Source organism: Bacillus sp. FSL W7-1085 (genome assembly GCF_038595035.1).
In the GTDB taxonomy this organism is placed as follows: Bacteria; Bacillota; Bacilli; order Bacillales; family Bacillaceae; genus Bacillus; species Bacillus altitudinis.
In genome coordinates this window covers 1,958,109-1,976,424 of sequence record NZ_CP152000.1, presented here as the reverse complement: position 1 = coordinate 1,976,424, position 18,316 = coordinate 1,958,109, and the positions used below count along the sequence as shown (strand labels likewise).

The following is an 18,316-nucleotide window of genomic DNA, read 5'->3' as shown; positions in this document are numbered from 1 at the left end:
TAATGAAAGGAGATAAAGGTGGTGTTTTTTTGAAAAAACAATTCAAGTTCGTGATAGCCATTCTGGTGACAGCAGCGCTTTCCTCAGCGATTACATTTGTGATCACAAAACAAGGTGCTGTCAGCGTTTCAGGAGATGAGAAGTTTAGTAAACTCATGGCTGCATATACGAAGGTGAAAAACGAGTATTACGAAAAAACGGATGATCAAAAACTAGTAGACGGTGCGATTCAAGGAATGATTGCATCACTTGATGATCCATACTCTACATATATGGATCAGGAGGAAGCCGAAGGGTTTAACAACACCATTTCATCTTCATTTGAAGGAATTGGTGCACAAGTAGAAGAGAAGGATGGACAAATTTTAATTGTCGCACCGATTAAAGGCTCTCCTGCTGAAAAAGCTGGTTTGAAACCTCATGATCGTATTTTAAAAGTGGATGGTAAAAGTACAAAAGGCATGTCAGTGAATAAAGCCGTTTCTCTTATCAGAGGGAAAAAAGGAACGGATGTCAAACTGCATTTGAACCGACAAGGTGTTGGAAATGTGGATGTGACGATCACAAGAGATACGATTCCACTTGAAACGGTGTATGCAAAACTAACAAAAGATAAAATAGGCGAAATCCAAATCACGTCTTTTGCTGAAACCACGTCTAAAGAGTTAGATAAAGCGATTGATGATCTCGAGAAAAAAGGGGCAAAAGGTTTTGTCATTGATCTGAGAGATAATCCAGGCGGCATTATGACAGAAGCAATTGAAATGAGCAATGACTTTATCGATAAAGGAAAAGTCATTATGCAGGTTGAGGAAAAAGGAAAGAAACAAGTGTACAAAGCGGAAAAAGAACGCAAAGTTCATCAGCCGACAGTTGTTCTTGTAAACGGCGGTTCAGCGAGTGCTGCTGAAATCATGGCGGCAGCTCTGCACCAATCCTCCAGCATTCAACTTGTTGGAGAAAAGACATTTGGTAAAGGGACTGTTCAAAATGCCCAAAGCTACAATGATGGTTCTAGTGTGAAATTAACCATAGCCAAGTGGCTGACACCAGACGGGTCTTGGATTCACAAAAAAGGAATTGAGCCACAGGTGAAAGCATCTCTGCCGAGTTATGCGAAGCTGCCATACTTAAGTCCGAAAAAGACGTATCAACTGAATGATGATGGAGATGAAGTCAAAGCGGCTCAAAAAATGTTCCAAGCGCTTGGCTACAAAGCAAAAGCCAATGGAGAATATGATCAAGCATTCCAGTCGGTCGTGAAAAGGTTCCAATCAGATCACGATCTAAAGGCTGATGGTATTCTGACAGGGGACACAACGACGGTACTGATGACAAACATCCAAGATAAGCTCAAGAAAAATGATACGCAAATGAAAAAAGCCATTGAAGTGTTGAAAAAAGAAATGAAATAGAAAAAGCAGTCCTCATCAGGGGACTGCTTTTTTTCTTGTGTTACGCTTTGTTAGCCACAGGTTCCGTTGTTTTCCCATTCTTTTCAAACAAATCACTTGTCACAGAATTAGATGTGACATTCTTCTGGAAGAATGGATTCAATATCAAGATGACCACAACGTTTGCTAGTAAACCGAGAAAGCCTTCATAAAGGCCGAATGTCATTTGTGTCATATTCGCTGTAAAGGTCACGATAATTCCTACGATGAGCCCCGCAATCGTTGCTTCTCTCGATTGTTTTTTCCAGAACAAGCTGATGGCAATGGCTGGGAAAATTTGAACCATTCCAGAAACACCGATCAGCTGAAGCGTGACGAGCGCAGTCGGGAACAGCATACCGAATAAAAGAGCAAGACCGATCACGATAAATACCATCGAACGTGTAATGATCGTTAACCGTTTAGGTGACACATTTGGGTGGATTAAATCACGGTACAAATTATTGGCAAATAAATTCGACGCCCCAATGGCCATGATCGAACATGGAATGAGAGAAGCAAGTGCAATCGTTGAATACGCAAGCCCCTGCATCACGCCGCCATATGACGTCTGAATTAAATGAAGAAGAGCAAATCTTGGATTTGTATCTTCCGGTAAGACTAAAAAGGCAATGAAGCCAAGGAAGATGACCAAAATCAATACAATGTTGTAAAGAGGTAAAAACATACTGTTTTTACGGATGGCATCTGCGCTTTTGGCTGTGAAAACACCAGTTGCTGCATGAGCCCACATAAATAATGCGAGTGCAGAAACACCTGATGCGGTAATAAACCACAAAATGCCTTTAGGGCCGCTTTCAGGAATCGTCAGAAGCTGTGGGGCTTCCTTAGCTAACGTATTCATCATTGGTGTCCAGCCGTTAAAATGAATAATCGGGAGGGAAACGACCATAAAGAGCATGATCACCCAAACAAGAATATCTTTAATAATGGCTGTATATGTAGGACCTTTAATACCACTGAAAAATGTATAAAGTGCAACTAAAATAAATGAAATCATAACAACTGCATTCACATTGATATAACTCGTTCCAGCGACAGTTAACGTATCTTGAATCCCGCTTAGCTGAAGACAAATGTATGGAATGAGCATGAGTACACCAACAATGGCAATCAAACTGGATAACAGTTTACTGTCAAATCGCTCACGTGCATAATCAGCAAGTGTTGTCAGCTTGTGATTTTTTGCAACCGTCCAAAGTTTTGGTAAGAAGAAATACGCAATAAAATAAGCAAGAACGGAATAGGGGATAGCGAAAAAAGCAACACTTCCTGCTGTATAAGCTGTACTTGTGAGCCCTAAAAAGGTATAAGCAGTATATAAGTCTGCGCCAACAAGGAACCAGACGAGAAGCCCGCCAAATTTTCTCCCGCCAACAGACCATTCTTCTACTGATTGTCTTGATGATTTATCACGACCAGCGGCAAAACCGATGACCACGACGATGAAAATGATACTTGCAGTAATCAATAAAGCTGTTAAGTTTCCTTGCATTCGTCAGTTCCTCCATTTGAATGTTGCATCCTGTAAATGATAAATGTGCAAACGGGTGTGAGTACAATCCATAGTAAGAGCCAGAAGTGGAAAAAAGGCAGCCCGATGACAAATGGATGAATACGATTCACAAAGGGGAGCAGTGCAAGCTGTCCTATGAATGGAATCGCGATGAGTAGCGCCAGTATCAGTTTTTTGTTCATGTTTTCCTCCTCTAATATTTTGTAATTTCATAATAATAGCAGTTGTCAGATTAGATCACAAGACCATTTTCAGAAAAAACAATCATTTTTATGAATATCATACTAATATAACGCTTTCATTTTTAAAAAGAGGTAAATACTGATGAATGAGAAAGGAAGACTTGAAAATAAGTATGGAAAAATAATATTTAGAGCAAATAAAAAAGCCCCAGCATGACGCTGAGACTGTGCCGTTTTTTATAGAAAATCAGATACTTCTTCGATGTCAAAACGATTGCTTTTGTGAGCTTCTTTTGCTGCTTTCCCGACAGAAATCAACATCACTGGTTCGTATCGACCACTCACATTGAATTCTTTCACGTACGCTTCTTTGCTGAAACCGCCCATTGCGCATGTATCATATCCCATTGCTTTCGCCGCAATCATTAACTGCATAGCAGCTAACGAAGCGTTTGAATACGCAGCTTCACGTGCATATTGCTCGCTTTGGTAAGCACCATTGATTTGCGTCATCAGTGTTTCTTTAATATCTTCTGTGATGAAGCCTTGTTCTGCTAGCTCACTGTAGATTTTTTCACCCTTTAGATTGGCTTCAAGGTCACCTAGCACAGCAATCACAGCTGATGCTTGAGAGACTTGTTTTTGGTTGTAAGCAATTGGAAGAAGCTTTGCTTTTGATTCAGCACTATGGAAAACAGTGAAATGCCAATGCTGAAGGTTCCAAGCAGATGGTGCTTTTGTTGTGATATCAAGAAGCTCTGTTAACTCTTCTTTTGTCATTTCATGAGTTGTATCATACTCTTTTACTGAAGCTCTTTCTTTTAAAATGTCAATCGTTTTTTGATCGCTCGCCATATGGATATTTCCTCCCGTTTTTGCAAATAGTATGGTACAATAAATAAAAAAGTGAGAAACTTACTTATTGTAACTAGAGATATATTTTAAATTGTACACCGTTAGTTTGTCAAACGATTATGAAAAGAAAGGCTGAAATATATGGAATTTCAATTATGTCCAAACATTCAGCAAGCTTTTTTGCTTCTTGGCAAAAGGTGGAATGGTCTCATCATTCATGTATTGCTTGATGGTCCGAAGCGGTTTAAAGACCTGACGGACATTATTCCATCCATCAGTCAAAAAATGCTCGCAGAACGCTTAAAAGAGCTTGAGCAAGAAGGAATCATAAAGCGCACTGTACTTCCTGAAACGCCAGTCAAAGTCATCTATTGTCTAACCGAAAAAGGGAGTGCATTACATGGTGTGTTCGGAGAAGTATCGCGCTGGGCAGGGGAGTATGCTGGATCTCATGTAAAAAAGGAGCAAGCCTAGTTTTAGGTTTGCCCAAACGTTTTGTCTCCTAATGAATATGCTGATGTTAGGCACATGACAAAGGAGGAGAAAAGCATGTACCCTCATACTCCGTATTTTCGAGGCGGTGCCCCTGGCATTCCGCCATATGAATCTAGAGTCCCTTTGTTTTTTGGTTTTGGCGCTCCTTTAGTCGGCGGACTGCTTGGCGGATTTCTAGGAAGTGCGATTTTTAATTATCCTCGTCCATATTACCCGCCACCACCACCGCCTGTTCCACCACCTTATGGCGGCGGATATCCACCATATTATTAAGAAAAAAGAGTAAGCCTGCTTCCATTTCAAAGCAGGCTTTTTATAATGGAATATCAATTTCAGAAATGCCTGGATCATCATGCTTTAAAAACATAATTTCTAAAATACCATCTTGATACGAAGCCTTCGTTCCTTTTCTTTTCACAGCAGCAGGCAGGACAACCTTCTTTTGTTTATTCTCTTCAGGAAAATGATCAATAAACAGCAGATTGGCTGTATGTTTGATTTTTACTTTTTCCGTGTTCGGACGATCGAGCTCTATTTTGACAAACACGTGATCTGTCGTCTCAAATACTTCAACATTCGGCTCTTTCTTTTTTTTATCGTCTGTCTCTCTTGTTTTCTGCTGCTGAGACAGCGGATCCTGAAAGGGGAATTGAGCAGAATAATTGGAGCCGAAAACACTTTCCATGACTTGATTGACATATTGCTCAACGTCTTTAGGATCTGAATTTTTTAACGCTTCTTTTGAAAATTGCTTTTGAAAAGGGAATAATCGGTTCCAGTCAAACATGCAAATCATCCTTTCTAAATGCCCTGAATTAGTATATGCCCATAAAGTGATGTGCGTGCTATAATATACGATAGGTTTAGAAAGGAATGGTTAGATTGAACGAACAACAATCAAAAGGTGTCTTATATACGGCTGCATCTTTTACATTATGGGGGTTGTTCCCATTATATTGGAAACTGATGGAGCATATTTCGTCAGGCGAAATTTTAGCGCACAGAATAGTATGGTCCTTTGTTTTTATGTGCGGTATTCTTTTATATTTAAAGCAAGTCCGTCCAGCGATGCAGACTGTGAAAGGTCTGATGATAGATGGAAAAGCACTTTTTTCATTACTTTTATCGGCTATTTTAATTTCGGTCAACTGGTATGTATACATTTGGGCGGTAAATCACGATCTTATGCTGGAAGCGAGTTTAGGGTATTATATTAATCCGCTTGTATCAGTTTTACTAGGCATCATTTTCTTAAAAGAACGACTGAATAAAATGCAAACCACCGCCATTCTCATTGCCGCAGCTGGGGTCATCATCTCAACTGTTCAGTACGGCTCATTTCCTGTCGTGGCTTTCGTATTGGCTTTTAGTTTTGGGTTTTATGGACTGATTAAAAAAAGGATGAGTTTTACGAGTGCCATTGGATTAACCATTGAAACACTGCTTCTTGCACCAGCTGCGCTTGTTTACTTATTCTTCTTCTTAAAAGAACCTGTTGTCACGATGAATCCGAGCAGCTTCGGCTCTCTTGGGCTATTATTTTTTGCAGGTGTCTTTACAGCTGTACCGCTTCTTTTATTTTCTGAAGGGGCCAAAAGAATTCCTTTATATCAAGTTGGTATTTTGCAGTATATTGCACCGACCATTACACTCTTTTTGGGGCTGTTTGTGTATCACGAACACTTATCTGCAGCAAAAATCGTGACATTCCTCTGTATTTGGGTGGCGATTTTACTATTTACAACCTCTCAACTGCGAATGAAAAAAACAGCGAATTCTCATTAAAGAGACGAAGCAGTTTGCTTTTTTTTGCAGGCGGATCATGTCATAATAAGTTGTTACCAAAACTGTAGAGGTGATCACATGTCATCAGTCGATGAGCTTGCACACGCTTATCAATCTTTATGGAAAAATCGGCAGCTTGATGTAGTGGATATGACTTCATTACACGAGGCGATACAAGATGATTTGCTTGATGCACGCACCCATCCTCGCGCAAGAAAGTCATTACATCAAAAGTATGTACTCGCTGTGGAAAGAATTTTAGAAAGCACGATTGAACAGGGTCATCAACTACAGCTGATCAGCTTACATACAAAAAAGCTGCGAGAACTAATTCAAAATGAAGGAAGGAACCACTCATGAAACCAATTCAAACGGAAGATGTCACAGCACATCTTGAATCGTTTTTAAATCGGCCAGTCTTCGTTCATCTTGAAACGACAACTGGTTCTTATTCAGCTCATGTGAATGAGCAAAATATGACGGTCGTGGCGTATATCCGCAACGCAAAAGTCGTCTATTCACAGGCAAAAATAAAAGGACAAGGTCCATACCGTGTCGGGATGAAAACAGAAGATGGCTGGATTTACGCAGAAGGTTTAACCGATTACGTGTTTGATGAACAAGGCCGCTTGCTGTTAGCAGGACACCTGCCAGACGGAAAGTTAGCGATCTCACTACAAATTAGTGAAACACCATTTCAGGTGTAGGAGAGAGGGGAACAGTGATGAACGAACATGTACTTGTGATGCTGCCTCACCCCGACGATGAATCCTTCGGGGTCGCAGGGCTCATCGCGCAAAGCAGAAAACGTGGAATTCCAGTGACGTATGCATGCGGGACACTTGGAGAAATGGGAAGAAATATGGGAAGTCTAACATATGCTAACCGTGAGACACTTCCTGAATTAAGAAAACAGGAATTAATCAATGCATGTAAAGAAATGGATGTCACAGACTTGCGAATGCTTGGTCTTCGGGATAAAACGTTGGAATTTGAAGATGATGAGTATTTAGCGGATGTGATGGAAAGTATTATTGATGAAGTGAAACCAACCCTTATTGTCACATTTTATCCAGGTCATGGTGTACACCCTGATCATGACGCGACAGGTGAAGCGGTCATTCGTGCTCTATACCGAAAGAAAAAAGAAGACCGTCCCGTCACATACTGTATGGCCATTACGAAAAATCGAGAAGAAGTGCTAGGAAATGCCGATATTGTGATTGATATTACGGATGTAGCCGATATCAAATTAAATGCACTAAGAGCGCATAGAACACAAACAGAAGGCATGCTAAGAGAGCTTGAACAAAAGTTGAAAAACAAAGAACCAGTCGTCCAAAAATGGTTTGATGAAGAAATTTTCTGGACGTATCAATGGAATGACTAAATGAAAGGCAGCTGACTTCAGTCAGCTGCCTTTTCCTGTTGCAGAATGCATACGTCTTTCAATTAACCTGAGACGAACAAATAGGACGATGGCACCTGCGGCAAGCCCAGTAATCAGCCCAATCCAATAACCAAACGCTCCAAATGAGGTATACGTGCCAATCAAGTAGCCTGCTGGAAGGCCGATGACCCAGTAAGAGACAAACGCAGCAATCAGTGTATAATTCACATCTTTATACCCGCGTAGAGCTCCCTGAATTGGTGCGGCGATCGCATCTGACAGCTGGAAAAAGATCGCATACATCAAAAAGTGCTGTGTCATTTGTAAAACAGCTGATTCAGTTGTATATAAACCAGCGATCTCAGGTCTAAATAACAAGATGAGTGCTGCGGTACATAATGAGAACAAAACAGCTGTTGCAATGCCAATATAGCTGTAGCTTTTTGCGTCTTTATACCGCAGGGCACCGGCTTCAAAACCTACAACAATCGTTAAAGCCATTGAGATACTAAGCGGCAGGATATATAAAATAGAAGCAAAGTTCATCGCTGCTTGGTGACTGGCGATTGTCACGGTATCAAAGTGACCCATTAAGAGCGTGACAGCTGCAAAAATACTTGTTTCAAAAAAGATCGCAAACCCAATAGGGATACCGATTTTCAGTATTTGACCCATTCGGGAGACGTTAAAACGAGGTAATGTCTGAAACAACCGAAAGGATGCAAACGGTTCGGCTTTGATGACAATACATATACTCATGATGAAAATCGCCCAATACGTCAGCGCAGATGCAAGACCTGCCCCTGCACCGCCAAGCTTTGGAAACCCAAAGTTTCCAAAAATAAAGAGATAATTTAAAACAAAATTAATAGGAAGTGCGGTTAACGTAATGAACATCGTCACACGTGTTTTTCCTAATGCATCAATGAACGATCTCATGACTGAATAACCAAAAAGCGGGATGATTCCAATAGCAAGGAAGCTGAGAAAATGACGGGCAATGATTTCTACGGATGGTTCAAGCCCAAGTCTCCCTAAAATAAAAGGAACACACAACGATCCAATGACAATCACCACGATACTTAAAAGAAAAGATAAATAAATGGCCTGAAAGACTGCACGAGGAACGTCTTCCCTGCGACCGCCGCCCATCAACTGAGCCACTATAGGGGTAACAGCCATTAAAATACCAGCGAGACCAGTATAAACAGGTGTCCAAATGCTCGAACCGATCGCTACACCTGCTAGGTCTTCTGCACTCACTTTTCCAGACATCACCGTGTCTAAAAATGTGATGAGCGAAAGACCTGCTTGTGTAATTAAAATCGGAATCAATATGGTTAAAAATTGTGCCAACTTTGCTCGAATGCTATTCGTTTCTCTCATCATAAGTTCCTCTCTGAACAGAAATAACGAGAGGAATTATATCACGCTATGTAAAAAAATCAATTCTCCGTCGGATTATTTTTCTTTGAGGGCTTCGTTTTTTTGAACATTTGGGCATAAATAAAAGAAAGACTGACAACACCTAAAATGCTGCAAGCATATTGAATCACTTTTTGAATGGTCATATTGAATTCACCTCCATACAAATAGAATGTGCACAATTTGTTATTTTATGACACAAGCGAAAGAAGGAGGGACATGGTGAGATGATCAATCGCACAAATGAAGAAGCGATGTTTAAGTTAGAAATGAAATCTCATTTAACGCAAATTATGATGGATGCAAGGAAAATCGTCGATTCACTTGACCAGACGGAACAATGCCTTCTTTGTGAACTCGAATCATTGCATGATCAGTTTAATGAAATGCATGCAGAGGCTTCCTCATTTTATTTACAAGCATATATGGAAGAATTCACACCAGGTTTTGCTCAATTTTCTTTAGCCATTGAGAACTTATCAAAACAAAAGCATGGCGCACTGATTGTGATTCAAAGGAGAGATGAGGTGGAGGATTATATACAAAAAGGGACAAACCTCCATGCGAAAATTAGCGCATCATTAATAGAAAGCATTTTCTATCCTGGAAACCCACTTCATGATGGCGCCCTTTTAGTGAAAGAAAACACGCTTGTTTCCGCTGCAAATGTCCTACCGCTCACCTCGAAAAAAGTCAGCCCTTCTCTAGGCACAAGACACCGGGCAGCCATTGGACTTTCTGGCATGACCGATGCCCTTGTTCTTGTGGTATCAGAAGAAACAGGGAAAATGTCGTTTGCGAAAGAAGGCGTCCTCTATCCGTTAACTGTAAAAGATCAAGAAATCAGAAAGTAAACATGAACACAGCATTCTTCATTGGGAAGGGTGCTTTTTTTATTGAGGAGAAAAAACAGGCAATTAAGTAAAAAGTCATTTGATACAGAAAAATTTGTCATGTAGAATAGAACTATGAAACTAGCAACGTGCTTGTTTTGACAAATTTCTAAACGTCAACTTAAAAATTCCTTAAAAAATGTTTATAAAAACAGCAAACAGCCGATAGAAACGATATGGCTTTGTTTTAGCATTTTGAGTTTGCTGCTCTAAAACCTATTTAGTATTGCCCAACGTCTTCATGTCGAGTAATATTATAGAAATAAAGATAAAATAGTGCAAGAGAAGCAGAACCATTAAATGCTAAACTCAAAACTAGTACATAAGTCTTATGGTACGAAATCATGAAAGGCGGAGATTCATCTATGAAGAAAAAAGTAGTAACCGGCCTCACAGTTTCAGCGATCGCAGGCTCAGCTGTTATTGCTGCACCGGCAGAAGCACAGACGATCAAGGTGAAAAGCGGTGACTCACTTTGGAAGATTGCCGAACAGTACAACACAAGTATTTCGGAACTTCAATCTCTTAATCAATTAAAAACGACGATGATTTTTGCAGGACAAAGCTTAAAGATTCCTAGTGCAAAAAGTTCAAAATCCAGCTCATCAACAAGTTCAAAAGCAACGAAATCAAGTGCTTCAACAACATCTAGCTATACAGTCAAGCTTGGGGATTCATTATGGCTGATTGCGAAGAATCACAAAATGTCAGTTGCAAGTTTGAAAAGTTTGAACAGCTTAAACAGTGACCTCATTCGTCCTGGACAAAAGCTGAAAGTGTCTGGAACAGCGAAAACGAGCGGCAGCCAGTCCTCAAATTCAAACTCAACATCTAATTCTAGCTCAAGTAACAAATCAACGAATTCTAATAGTTCGTCGTCAGCATCTAGTACATATAAAGTGAAATTAGGCGATTCACTTTGGAAAATTGCCAATTCGTTAAATATGTCGATTGGTGAAATTAAAACATTGAACTCGCTAAAATCTGATACGATTTATCCAAATCAAGTATTGAAGGTAAAAGGAACGGTGACGTCAAAACCAAGTCAGCCGAAAGCACCTGCTCAACCTAGCACGCCTTCAAACAGCAATCAGTCTTCAAGTAGTAAAACCACATCTTATACGGTTAAATCAGGTGATTCATTATGGAAAATTGCGAATCAGTTTAAGGTGCAGGTTCAATCAATCCGCACAGCAAACAGCTTGAAAAGTGATGTGCTGAGAATTGGACAAGTATTAAAAATCAACGGAACAGCTTCCGGTTCAACTGGATCTAATGGTTCTACGTCAAACGGTTCAACAACACCGGTCAACAATAATAAAAATGACGTTCCAATGAATGCAAAAATCACGACAATGATTCAAGAAGGTAAAAAGCTCACAGGCATACCTTACAGATGGGGCGGCAATACACCAGCTGGATTTGATTGCAGCGGCTTTGTTTACTATCTCATTAATAAGGTTTCATCAGTATCTAGATTGAGTACAGCAGGATACTGGAATATGATGACGCCTGTCAGCACACCACAAGTTGGAGATTTTGTTTATTTCACAACGTACAAAGCAGGTCCTTCTCATATGGGACTATACCTAGGTGGAGGAGATTTCCTTCATGCAAGTGACAGCGGAGTAGGAATTTCAAACTTAAGCAATCCTTATTGGAAAAAAGCCTATCTAGGTGCGAAACGTTTCTTCTAAAAAAGCCGATTTTCGGCTTTTTTTGTTTGCCTTCTCATCAGTTTGTCCATACTGGTAGCAAAAGGGGGCAGTCATAAATGAAAAAGTCAGTGTGGATGATCATGATATGTTTGATCTTTACCGCATCAGCATGTCATGCACCGCCGAAAAAAGAAACGACAGAAGAAACAAGAGAAGTTGCCGCACCTAAACAAGCACCAGTGACAACGTCACTCATAAACGAAAGCGGGCAAAAAATAGGGAGCATTGAAATAAGAGAGTCCTCAGAAAATGGGCTGGATCTGCATGTGAAAGCGAAAGGACTGCCGCCAGGTCCTCATGGCTTTCATATTCATGAAACAGGAATATGTGAAACGCCAGATTTTGAAACGGCGGGGGCTCACTTTAATTCGACACATAGAGAGCATGGCTTCGACAACCCAAAAGGGCATCATGCTGGAGATATGCCTAATTTAGAAGTAGGGGCAGATGGTCAAATTGACGTCGTTGTGAATGTTCCGAATGTGACGGTCAAAGGAGGCCCGAATCAATTGGTTGATCAAAACGGGCGAAGTTTCATCATCCATGCAGAAGCAGATGATTACTTAAGCAACCCTTCTGGCAACTCAGGGAAACGCATTGCTTGCGGAGCCATCACAAAAGAAATGGTAAAATAACAGAAGACGAACCTTTATGTATTGAGTGCATAAAGGTTTTTTTAGTATACTTGGTGAGGAAAATGATCGAAGAGAGGAATTAATCATATATGTTTAACCAACCAGCACTCCCAGAAGAAATTCAAGCAATGATCGAAGCAAAAGGAAAAGTTCTCGAAGAAGAATTTCGTCCGCTTATCGGAACAAGCGGCTATGAATCACAAGATACGTCTATTATTCAAGATGCCATGATTGCACTTGCCCTAGGAAAAAATGTTCTGTTAAAAGGACCGACGGGCTCAGGTAAAACAAAACTAGCAGAAACTTTATCCGCTTTCTTTCAACAGCCGATGCATAGTGTAAACTGCTCAGTTGACCTTGATGCAGAAAGTCTAATTGGCTATAAAACCATCCATAATGATGGACAAGTTGCTTCTATAGAATTCATTGAAGGACCCGTTACAAAAGCAATGAAAAAAGGACACCTTTTATATATTGATGAAATCAACATGGCAAAACCAGAAACACTACCTATTTTAAACGGTGTGCTTGATTACAGAAAAATGATGACAAACCCATTTACAGGTGAAGTCGTTAGAGCAGAAGAAGGTTTTGGCGTGATTGCAGCAATCAATGAGGGATATGTGGGGACAGTGCCGCTCAATGAAGCGCTGAAAAACCGTTTTGTCGTCATTGAAGTTCCTTACATTGGCGGTGGCATTTTAAAAGAAGTACTGCACACTCAATCTGTATTAAAGGATGAGCGTTTAATCGATCAATTCGTACAGCTCTCATCAGATCTCATCGTCCAAGCACACAATGGACAGGTCAGTGAAGAAGCCGCATCCATTCGCGCACTGTTAGATACATGTGATCTTGCGCAATATATCCCGCCGCTTCGTGCAATTGAACGAGGAATTGTAGAGAAGCTAGAAGATGACCGGGAAAAAGCAGCGGTAAGAAATATCGCTCAAACATTATTCGAGTGAGGTTCTGACTTTTGAAATTCATCAAATTTAATGACAGCAGAATCGATTCATTTCTATTTATGGAATTAACGGATTTAGCCAAAACACTTGCCAAAAGTGATGATGTGGAGCTTGAATACGGTGTTCAATCGTACTATGAACCGTTTGAAAAGAAAATTTTCATCAGCCATTTTTGGGATGATCGTCATCAAGAGGATATGATGGCAGGCCTAAAAAGTGATGTGTTCCTGCGAGCAGTAGGGACAGTGTATAGCGATCTTACAGTATTTGAAGACATCATTCGCTATGCCCACACATTATCCATTCCTGATGTGTGCAAACAATTGTTTATGCTGTTTGAAGATATCCGCATTGAAGAGCGGATTAAACGTGACCGCCCAGGAACAAAAAAGGTATTTAAACGGAGAAGAGAGCTTTACAGACGTCACTTTAAAACACAATTAACGATTAACCAAGAGCGCAGTATTTTAACAGATTCACTCTTTTGTGCGATATACGTGAAGCTGACAGCCGAATCTCCGCTTGAAGACATTCCACCCCTTCATGAGCGGATAGATCCAATGATTCCGTTTATTGAGTCAAGTCTTGAACGTGTATATGACGCACGCTCGACATCTGATATCGCCATCATTGTGAAGGAATTGACAGAAGGCTTCGATGAGCTCCTTGAAAAGGATATGCTGAACACATACTTTTTCTTCCCAGAATTGGACTATGAAAAAGCGGCAAAAGAACCGCTTTTCCATGACCTCAAAAGAAAGTCTAAGCTAAGTGAGGATATAAAAGTCGATCGGGAAAAAGAGGGGGATGAAGACATCCATAATGAATATATGGAAGTATGGCATAGAGAAACGGAAGCACCATCTAAAAGTTTCCTTCAATTTGATTTAGAACACGGTGGTAAAAGCGATCTCGGTAAAGATGCGGCAAGAGAAGGTGACGATGGAGATCAGGCGCTTGGAACGGTTCAAGGTTCAGCCAAACAAACCCATCGAAAAGACTATTCAAAGCTTGAAGCACTAGAAGAGGCAGAAGGAGAAGAAAGCGGGGCAGATGCGCATGAGAATGGAAAAGAAAACAAATATGCATTTCCAGTCATGATTTCACCAGAACCTCCTTCACCAGAGCAAATAGATGTGTACAAGCAGCACGCAAAGGCAATCGAGCCTTATCAGAAACGCTTAAAACAAATGATTCAAAAAACACTTGAGCATAAAAAAACATGGCCAAAAACAGATCTTCATGCAGGACGTCTCAGTAAAAAGCTCATTCGTTATTTTACAGAGTCCAATCCTCGACTATTTTATAAAAAACAAGCGCCATCTTCTCAAATTGATGCTGTGTTCACTTTATTAGTTGACTGTTCGGCAAGTATGTTTGACAAGATGGATGAGACAAAAAAAGGGATTGTTCTGTTTCATGAAGCTTTAAAATCAGTGCAGGTACCTCATCAAATTGTAGGGTTCTGGGAAGATACAAATGATGCAACTGAAACAAGTCAACCGAACTACTTTAACACCGTCGTATCGTTCAAAGATTCCTTATTTGACGCAGGACCATCCATTATGTCACTTGAGCCAGAAGAGGATAACCGGGATGGCTATGCGATTCGCCAAATGACAAAAATGATTTTAAAACGAAGAGAAGAGCAAAAGTTCCTCATTGTTTTCTCAGACGGAGAGCCGGCTGCATTCAGCTACGAACAAAATGGGATCGTGGATACACATGAAGCGGTTCTCGAAGCGAGAAAAAAGGGAATTGAAGTGATCAATGTGTTTTTATCCAATTCTCCGATTGAAGAGGCGCAGATGAAAACGATCCAAGATATGTATGGCAAGTTCAGCATTTTTGTACCGGATGTCGATACATTGCCAGATGTGCTATATCCATTACTCAAGAAATTGCTGCATAAAAGCATTGGGGCATAAGGTTTTGCCCCTTTCTTTAAAATATTTTTCGGAATGATTTAAATTTTTTGTTTTTCTTTGAATTTTTTATCTTTAATTGAACAAAGAATGTAGAAAGTAATCCGAAACAGTGGTAGAATATGATTGGAAGCGTTTTATTACATAAATTTGGTCATTGTGTTCTGGAAGTTATATCGAGATAGTGTTCAATCACTTGATGATCAAAGTTGGGGGTAGTGTTCAAAATGTTTCAAAATGATGTGAAACAACCGTTGAGTTGGGAAGAATTTCATGGTCCGAACCTCGGCTACGTGCTCGAGCTCTACGATCAATATGTCCAGGATCCTACTAGTGTTGATGAAGACATAAGAGGCATATTTGATGAACTTGGTGCACCACCGAGTGAAATGAAGGAGGAAATTGGGAAAAAAGAAAATAGCGTAGTTACTTCTGAACAAATCCAAAAGATAGCATCAGTCGTTAAACTGGCAGAAGACATCAGAACGTATGGCCATTTAAATGCTTCCGTCAATCCTCTTCGCAAAGAAAAGGAATTACAAGAGCTGTTTCCATTAAAGGAATACGGTTTAACTGAAGAAGACGTTAAGAATATTCCAATATCAATTATTAGTCCAGATGCACCTAAACACATTTCAAACGGCATAGAAGCCATTAACCATTTGAGAAATACGTATAAGCGTACCATTTCATTTGAGTTTGATCACGTACATGACTTCGAAGAGCGCAACTGGCTCTCTAAATCTATTGAGTCTGGTGAATTATTTAAGAAAAAACCAGCAGATAAACTAGTTTCTGTATTCAAAAGATTAACAGAAGTCGAGCAATTTGAGCAGTTCCTTCATAAAACATTTGTTGGACAAAAGCGTTTTTCTATTGAAGGATTAGACGCACTTGTTCCAGTACTTGATGAAATTATATCCGAGTCTGTTACACAAGGGACTTCAAATATTAACATTGGAATGGCACATAGAGGCCGTTTAAATGTATTAGCACATGTGTTAGGAAAGCCATATGAGATCATTTTCTCAGAATTCCAGCATGCACCTAATAAAGAGCTTGTACCATCAGAAGGCTCTATCGGCATCAGCTACGGATGGACAGGGGATGTAAAATATCATCTCGGTGCTGACCGCCAAATCAAAGATGAAGATACAAAGAGTGCAAGAGTCACACTTGCCAATAACCCAAGTCACTTGGAATTTATTGACCCGATTATTGAAGGAAGCACTCGTGCTGCTCAAGAATCGCGTACTCAAAAAGGCTATCCAGTTCAAGACGTTGAAAAAGCGTTAGCCATCTTAATTCATGGGGATGCTGCATTTCCTGGAGAGGGAATTGTCGCAGAAACATTAAATTTAAGTCAATTAGTCGGCTATCAAGTGGGGGGAACGATCCATATCATTGCCAACAATATGATTGGATTTACCACAGAAAGCAATGAATCTCGTTCAACAAAATACGCTAGTGACCTTGCAAAAGGTTTCGAGATTCCAATTGTTCACGTCAATGCAGACGATCCAGAAGCTTGTTTAGCAGCTGTTCAGCTGGCGGTAGAATACCGTAAACGGTTTAAAAAGGATTTCTTAATTGACTTGATTGGCTACCGCAGATATGGCCATAACGAAATGGATGAGCCTTCTACTACTCAGCCAATGCTGTACGATGCGGTCAGAAAGCACAAAACGGTCAAGAATATCTTCGCAGATAAGCTTGTCACTGAGGGCCTTCTGTCAAAAGAACAAAGAGAAGAAATTGAGCAGGCTGTCACGGCAAAAATTGAAGAAGCTTATAAAAAAGTGCCTTCAAAGAAAGAACATACGATTCAAGAAATCGAACTGCCAGAGCCTGTATCTAACGGCTTCCCTGCAGTTGATACATCTGTAGAGTTTGATGTATTAAGAAAGCTGAATGAAGAATTAATTAGCTGGCCGAAAGACTTCCAAGTATTCGGTAAGCTAAAGCGGATCCTTGAAAAACGTGCAAAAGTGTTTACAGATGATCGCAAAGTGGAATGGTCACTTGGTGAAGCACTGGCATTTGCATCTATATTAAAAGACGGTACGCCGATTCGAATGACCGGACAGGATTCTGAGCGAGGCACATTTGCTCAAAGAAACCTTGTTCTTCACGACAGTCAAACGGGAGATGAATTCATTGCTCTTCATGAACTGAGTGATGCAAATGCATCATTTACAGTCCATAATAGTCCACTGTCAGAAGGCTCTGTCATCGGGTTTGAATATGGTTATAATGTCTATTCTCCTGAAACATTAGTGATTTGGGAAGCTCAATTTGGAGACTTCGCAAATGCGGCTCAAGTGTATTTTGATCAATTTATTTCAGCAGGCCGCGCCAAGTGGGGACAAAAATCAGGGCTTGTGATGCTCTTGCCACATGGATATGAAGGACAAGGTCCAGAACATTCTAGTGGAAGAACAGAACGCTTCTTGCAATCAGCTGCTGAGAATAACTGGACAGTTGCGAACCTGACAAGTGCAGCTCAATACTTCCATATTCTTAGAAGACAGGCGAAAATGCTACTTCGTGAAGAGATTCGTCCTCTTGTCATCATGACACCGAAGAGTCTGCTTCGTAACCCGAACACATTATCCGAAGTCCAAGAACTAACAGATGGACAGTTCCGTCCAGTTCTTGAACAGCCGGGCCTTGTGCATGATCATGAAAAAGTAACACGCCTTGTGCTATCGAGCGGGAAGGTATCGATCGATATTAGTGATCGTTTTACTCAAATGGAAGACTCAAAAGATTGGCTTCATATTGCGAGAGTGGAACAATTATATCCATTCCCGGCCAAAGATATTAAAGCCATTTTATCAAAACTGACGAACTTAGAAGAAATCGTATGGGTGCAAGAAGAACCGCAAAATATGGGCGCTTGGGGATATATTGAGCCATATTTACGTGAAATTGCATCTGAAAAAATAAAAGTACGTTACATCGGCCGCAGAAGACGTTCAAGTACGGCTGAGGGTGATCCAACTGTTCATAAAAAAGAACAAGAACGAATTGTATCTGATAGCTTGACTCGCAAAAACTAAGGGGGAAATGAAA

Annotated in this window: 19 protein-coding genes; 13 read left to right on the top strand and 6 right to left on the bottom strand. The window is 40.4% G+C overall.

What is annotated here, in order from left to right; genetic code table 11:
- Positions 1 to 29: 29 nt before the first annotated feature.
- Entirely contained in the window at positions 30 to 1,415 is a 1,386-nt protein-coding gene (locus MKY11_RS09975; protein ID WP_168948661.1) for a S41 family peptidase, read from the top strand.
- A 40-nt stretch (positions 1,416 to 1,455) separates the two neighbouring features.
- Here the strand turns inward: MKY11_RS09975 and MKY11_RS09970 are convergent, their stop codons facing one another.
- From MKY11_RS09970 to MKY11_RS09960, 3 genes are all read right to left on the bottom strand, one after another.
- On the bottom strand, positions 1,456 to 2,949 hold the full coding sequence (locus MKY11_RS09970; protein ID WP_041507073.1) for a sodium:solute symporter: 1,494 nt from the start codon (positions 2,947 to 2,949) through the stop codon (positions 1,456 to 1,458).
- Positions 2,934 to 3,152, bottom strand: coding sequence for a DUF3311 domain-containing protein (locus tag MKY11_RS09965; RefSeq protein WP_017359680.1), 219 nt, complete (start codon positions 3,150 to 3,152; stop codon positions 2,934 to 2,936). The genes MKY11_RS09970 and MKY11_RS09965 overlap by 16 nt, the downstream gene beginning before the upstream one ends.
- Before the next feature lie 237 nt (positions 3,153 to 3,389).
- The gene (locus tag MKY11_RS09960) at positions 3,390 to 4,007 is read right to left on the bottom strand and encodes a nitroreductase family protein (protein WP_017359679.1); all 618 of its coding nucleotides are present in this window, start codon (positions 4,005 to 4,007) and stop codon (positions 3,390 to 3,392) included.
- 141 nt (positions 4,008 to 4,148) lie between these two features.
- On the opposite strand from MKY11_RS09960, the gene MKY11_RS09955 reads away from it, so the two are divergent.
- Together MKY11_RS09955 and MKY11_RS09950 are read left to right on the top strand one after the other, a co-directional pair.
- Complete coding sequence (locus MKY11_RS09955) at positions 4,149 to 4,481, top strand: winged helix-turn-helix transcriptional regulator (protein WP_008346466.1); 333 nt, start codon at positions 4,149 to 4,151, stop codon at positions 4,479 to 4,481.
- A 75-nt stretch (positions 4,482 to 4,556) separates the two neighbouring features.
- Positions 4,557 to 4,775, top strand: a complete 219-nt coding sequence (locus MKY11_RS09950) for a hypothetical protein (protein ID WP_003215921.1) — start codon at positions 4,557 to 4,559, stop codon at positions 4,773 to 4,775.
- 40 nt (positions 4,776 to 4,815) lie between these two features.
- Here the strand turns inward: MKY11_RS09950 and MKY11_RS09945 are convergent, their stop codons facing one another.
- On the bottom strand, positions 4,816 to 5,289 hold the full coding sequence (locus MKY11_RS09945) for a spore gernimation protein GerT (RefSeq protein ID WP_024718570.1): 474 nt from the start codon (positions 5,287 to 5,289) through the stop codon (positions 4,816 to 4,818).
- Positions 5,290 to 5,384: 95 nt separating this feature from the next.
- Here MKY11_RS09945 and rarD point away from each other — a divergent pair, with 95 nt between their 5' ends.
- The 4 genes from rarD to bshB2 all read left to right on the top strand — a co-directional run bounded on the left by rarD (position 5,385) and on the right by bshB2 (position 7,677).
- A complete protein-coding gene (rarD, locus tag MKY11_RS09940; protein ID WP_024718571.1) occupies positions 5,385 to 6,287 on the top strand; it encodes an EamA family transporter RarD in 903 nt (300 codons plus the stop codon).
- Positions 6,288 to 6,365: 78 nt separating this feature from the next.
- Complete coding sequence (locus MKY11_RS09935) at positions 6,366 to 6,647, top strand: hypothetical protein (RefSeq protein ID WP_041091271.1); 282 nt, start codon at positions 6,366 to 6,368, stop codon at positions 6,645 to 6,647.
- Positions 6,644 to 6,994: a YojF family protein gene (locus tag MKY11_RS09930; protein ID WP_008346474.1), complete on the top strand. Its 351-nt coding sequence runs from the start codon at positions 6,644 to 6,646 to the stop codon at positions 6,992 to 6,994. Before MKY11_RS09935 ends, MKY11_RS09930 begins: the two co-directional genes overlap by 4 nt.
- Positions 6,995 to 7,011: 17 nt before the next feature.
- Positions 7,012 to 7,677, top strand: coding sequence for a bacillithiol biosynthesis deacetylase BshB2 (bshB2, locus tag MKY11_RS09925; protein WP_342501380.1), 666 nt, complete (start codon positions 7,012 to 7,014; stop codon positions 7,675 to 7,677).
- 21 nt (positions 7,678 to 7,698) lie between these two features.
- On the opposite strand, the gene MKY11_RS09920 is transcribed toward bshB2, so the two are convergent.
- Entirely contained in the window at positions 7,699 to 9,063 is a 1,365-nt protein-coding gene (locus MKY11_RS09920) for an MATE family efflux transporter (protein ID WP_342501379.1), read from the bottom strand.
- Between the two features lie 59 nt (positions 9,064 to 9,122).
- Complete coding sequence (locus MKY11_RS09915; protein ID WP_003215647.1) at positions 9,123 to 9,248, bottom strand: hypothetical protein; 126 nt, start codon at positions 9,246 to 9,248, stop codon at positions 9,123 to 9,125.
- Between the two features lie 81 nt (positions 9,249 to 9,329).
- Between MKY11_RS09915 and cdaS the strand changes: the two genes are divergently transcribed.
- The 6 genes from cdaS to sucA all read left to right on the top strand — a co-directional run bounded on the left by cdaS (position 9,330) and on the right by sucA (position 18,303).
- Positions 9,330 to 9,956, top strand: a complete 627-nt coding sequence (cdaS, locus tag MKY11_RS09910; RefSeq protein ID WP_024718575.1) for a sporulation-specific diadenylate cyclase CdaS — start codon at positions 9,330 to 9,332, stop codon at positions 9,954 to 9,956.
- A 404-nt stretch (positions 9,957 to 10,360) separates the two neighbouring features.
- Positions 10,361 to 11,692 (top strand): peptidoglycan endopeptidase, encoded by a 1,332-nt coding sequence (locus tag MKY11_RS09905; RefSeq protein WP_024718576.1) that lies wholly within the window; start codon positions 10,361 to 10,363, stop codon positions 11,690 to 11,692.
- A 77-nt stretch (positions 11,693 to 11,769) separates the two neighbouring features.
- Positions 11,770 to 12,348 carry a superoxide dismutase family protein gene (locus MKY11_RS09900; protein WP_342501378.1) on the top strand — a complete coding sequence of 193 codons (579 nt, stop codon included), beginning with the start codon at positions 11,770 to 11,772 and terminating at the stop codon, positions 12,346 to 12,348.
- Between the two features lie 89 nt (positions 12,349 to 12,437).
- Positions 12,438 to 13,316, top strand: coding sequence for a MoxR family ATPase (locus tag MKY11_RS09895; RefSeq protein WP_008346487.1), 879 nt, complete (start codon positions 12,438 to 12,440; stop codon positions 13,314 to 13,316).
- An 11-nt stretch (positions 13,317 to 13,327) separates the two neighbouring features.
- A complete protein-coding gene (locus tag MKY11_RS09890; RefSeq protein ID WP_342501377.1) occupies positions 13,328 to 15,244 on the top strand; it encodes a VWA domain-containing protein in 1,917 nt (638 codons plus the stop codon).
- Between the two features lie 224 nt (positions 15,245 to 15,468).
- Positions 15,469 to 18,303, top strand: coding sequence for a 2-oxoglutarate dehydrogenase E1 component (sucA, locus tag MKY11_RS09885; RefSeq protein ID WP_327878648.1), 2,835 nt, complete (start codon positions 15,469 to 15,471; stop codon positions 18,301 to 18,303).
- Positions 18,304 to 18,316: the final 13 nt, after the last annotated feature.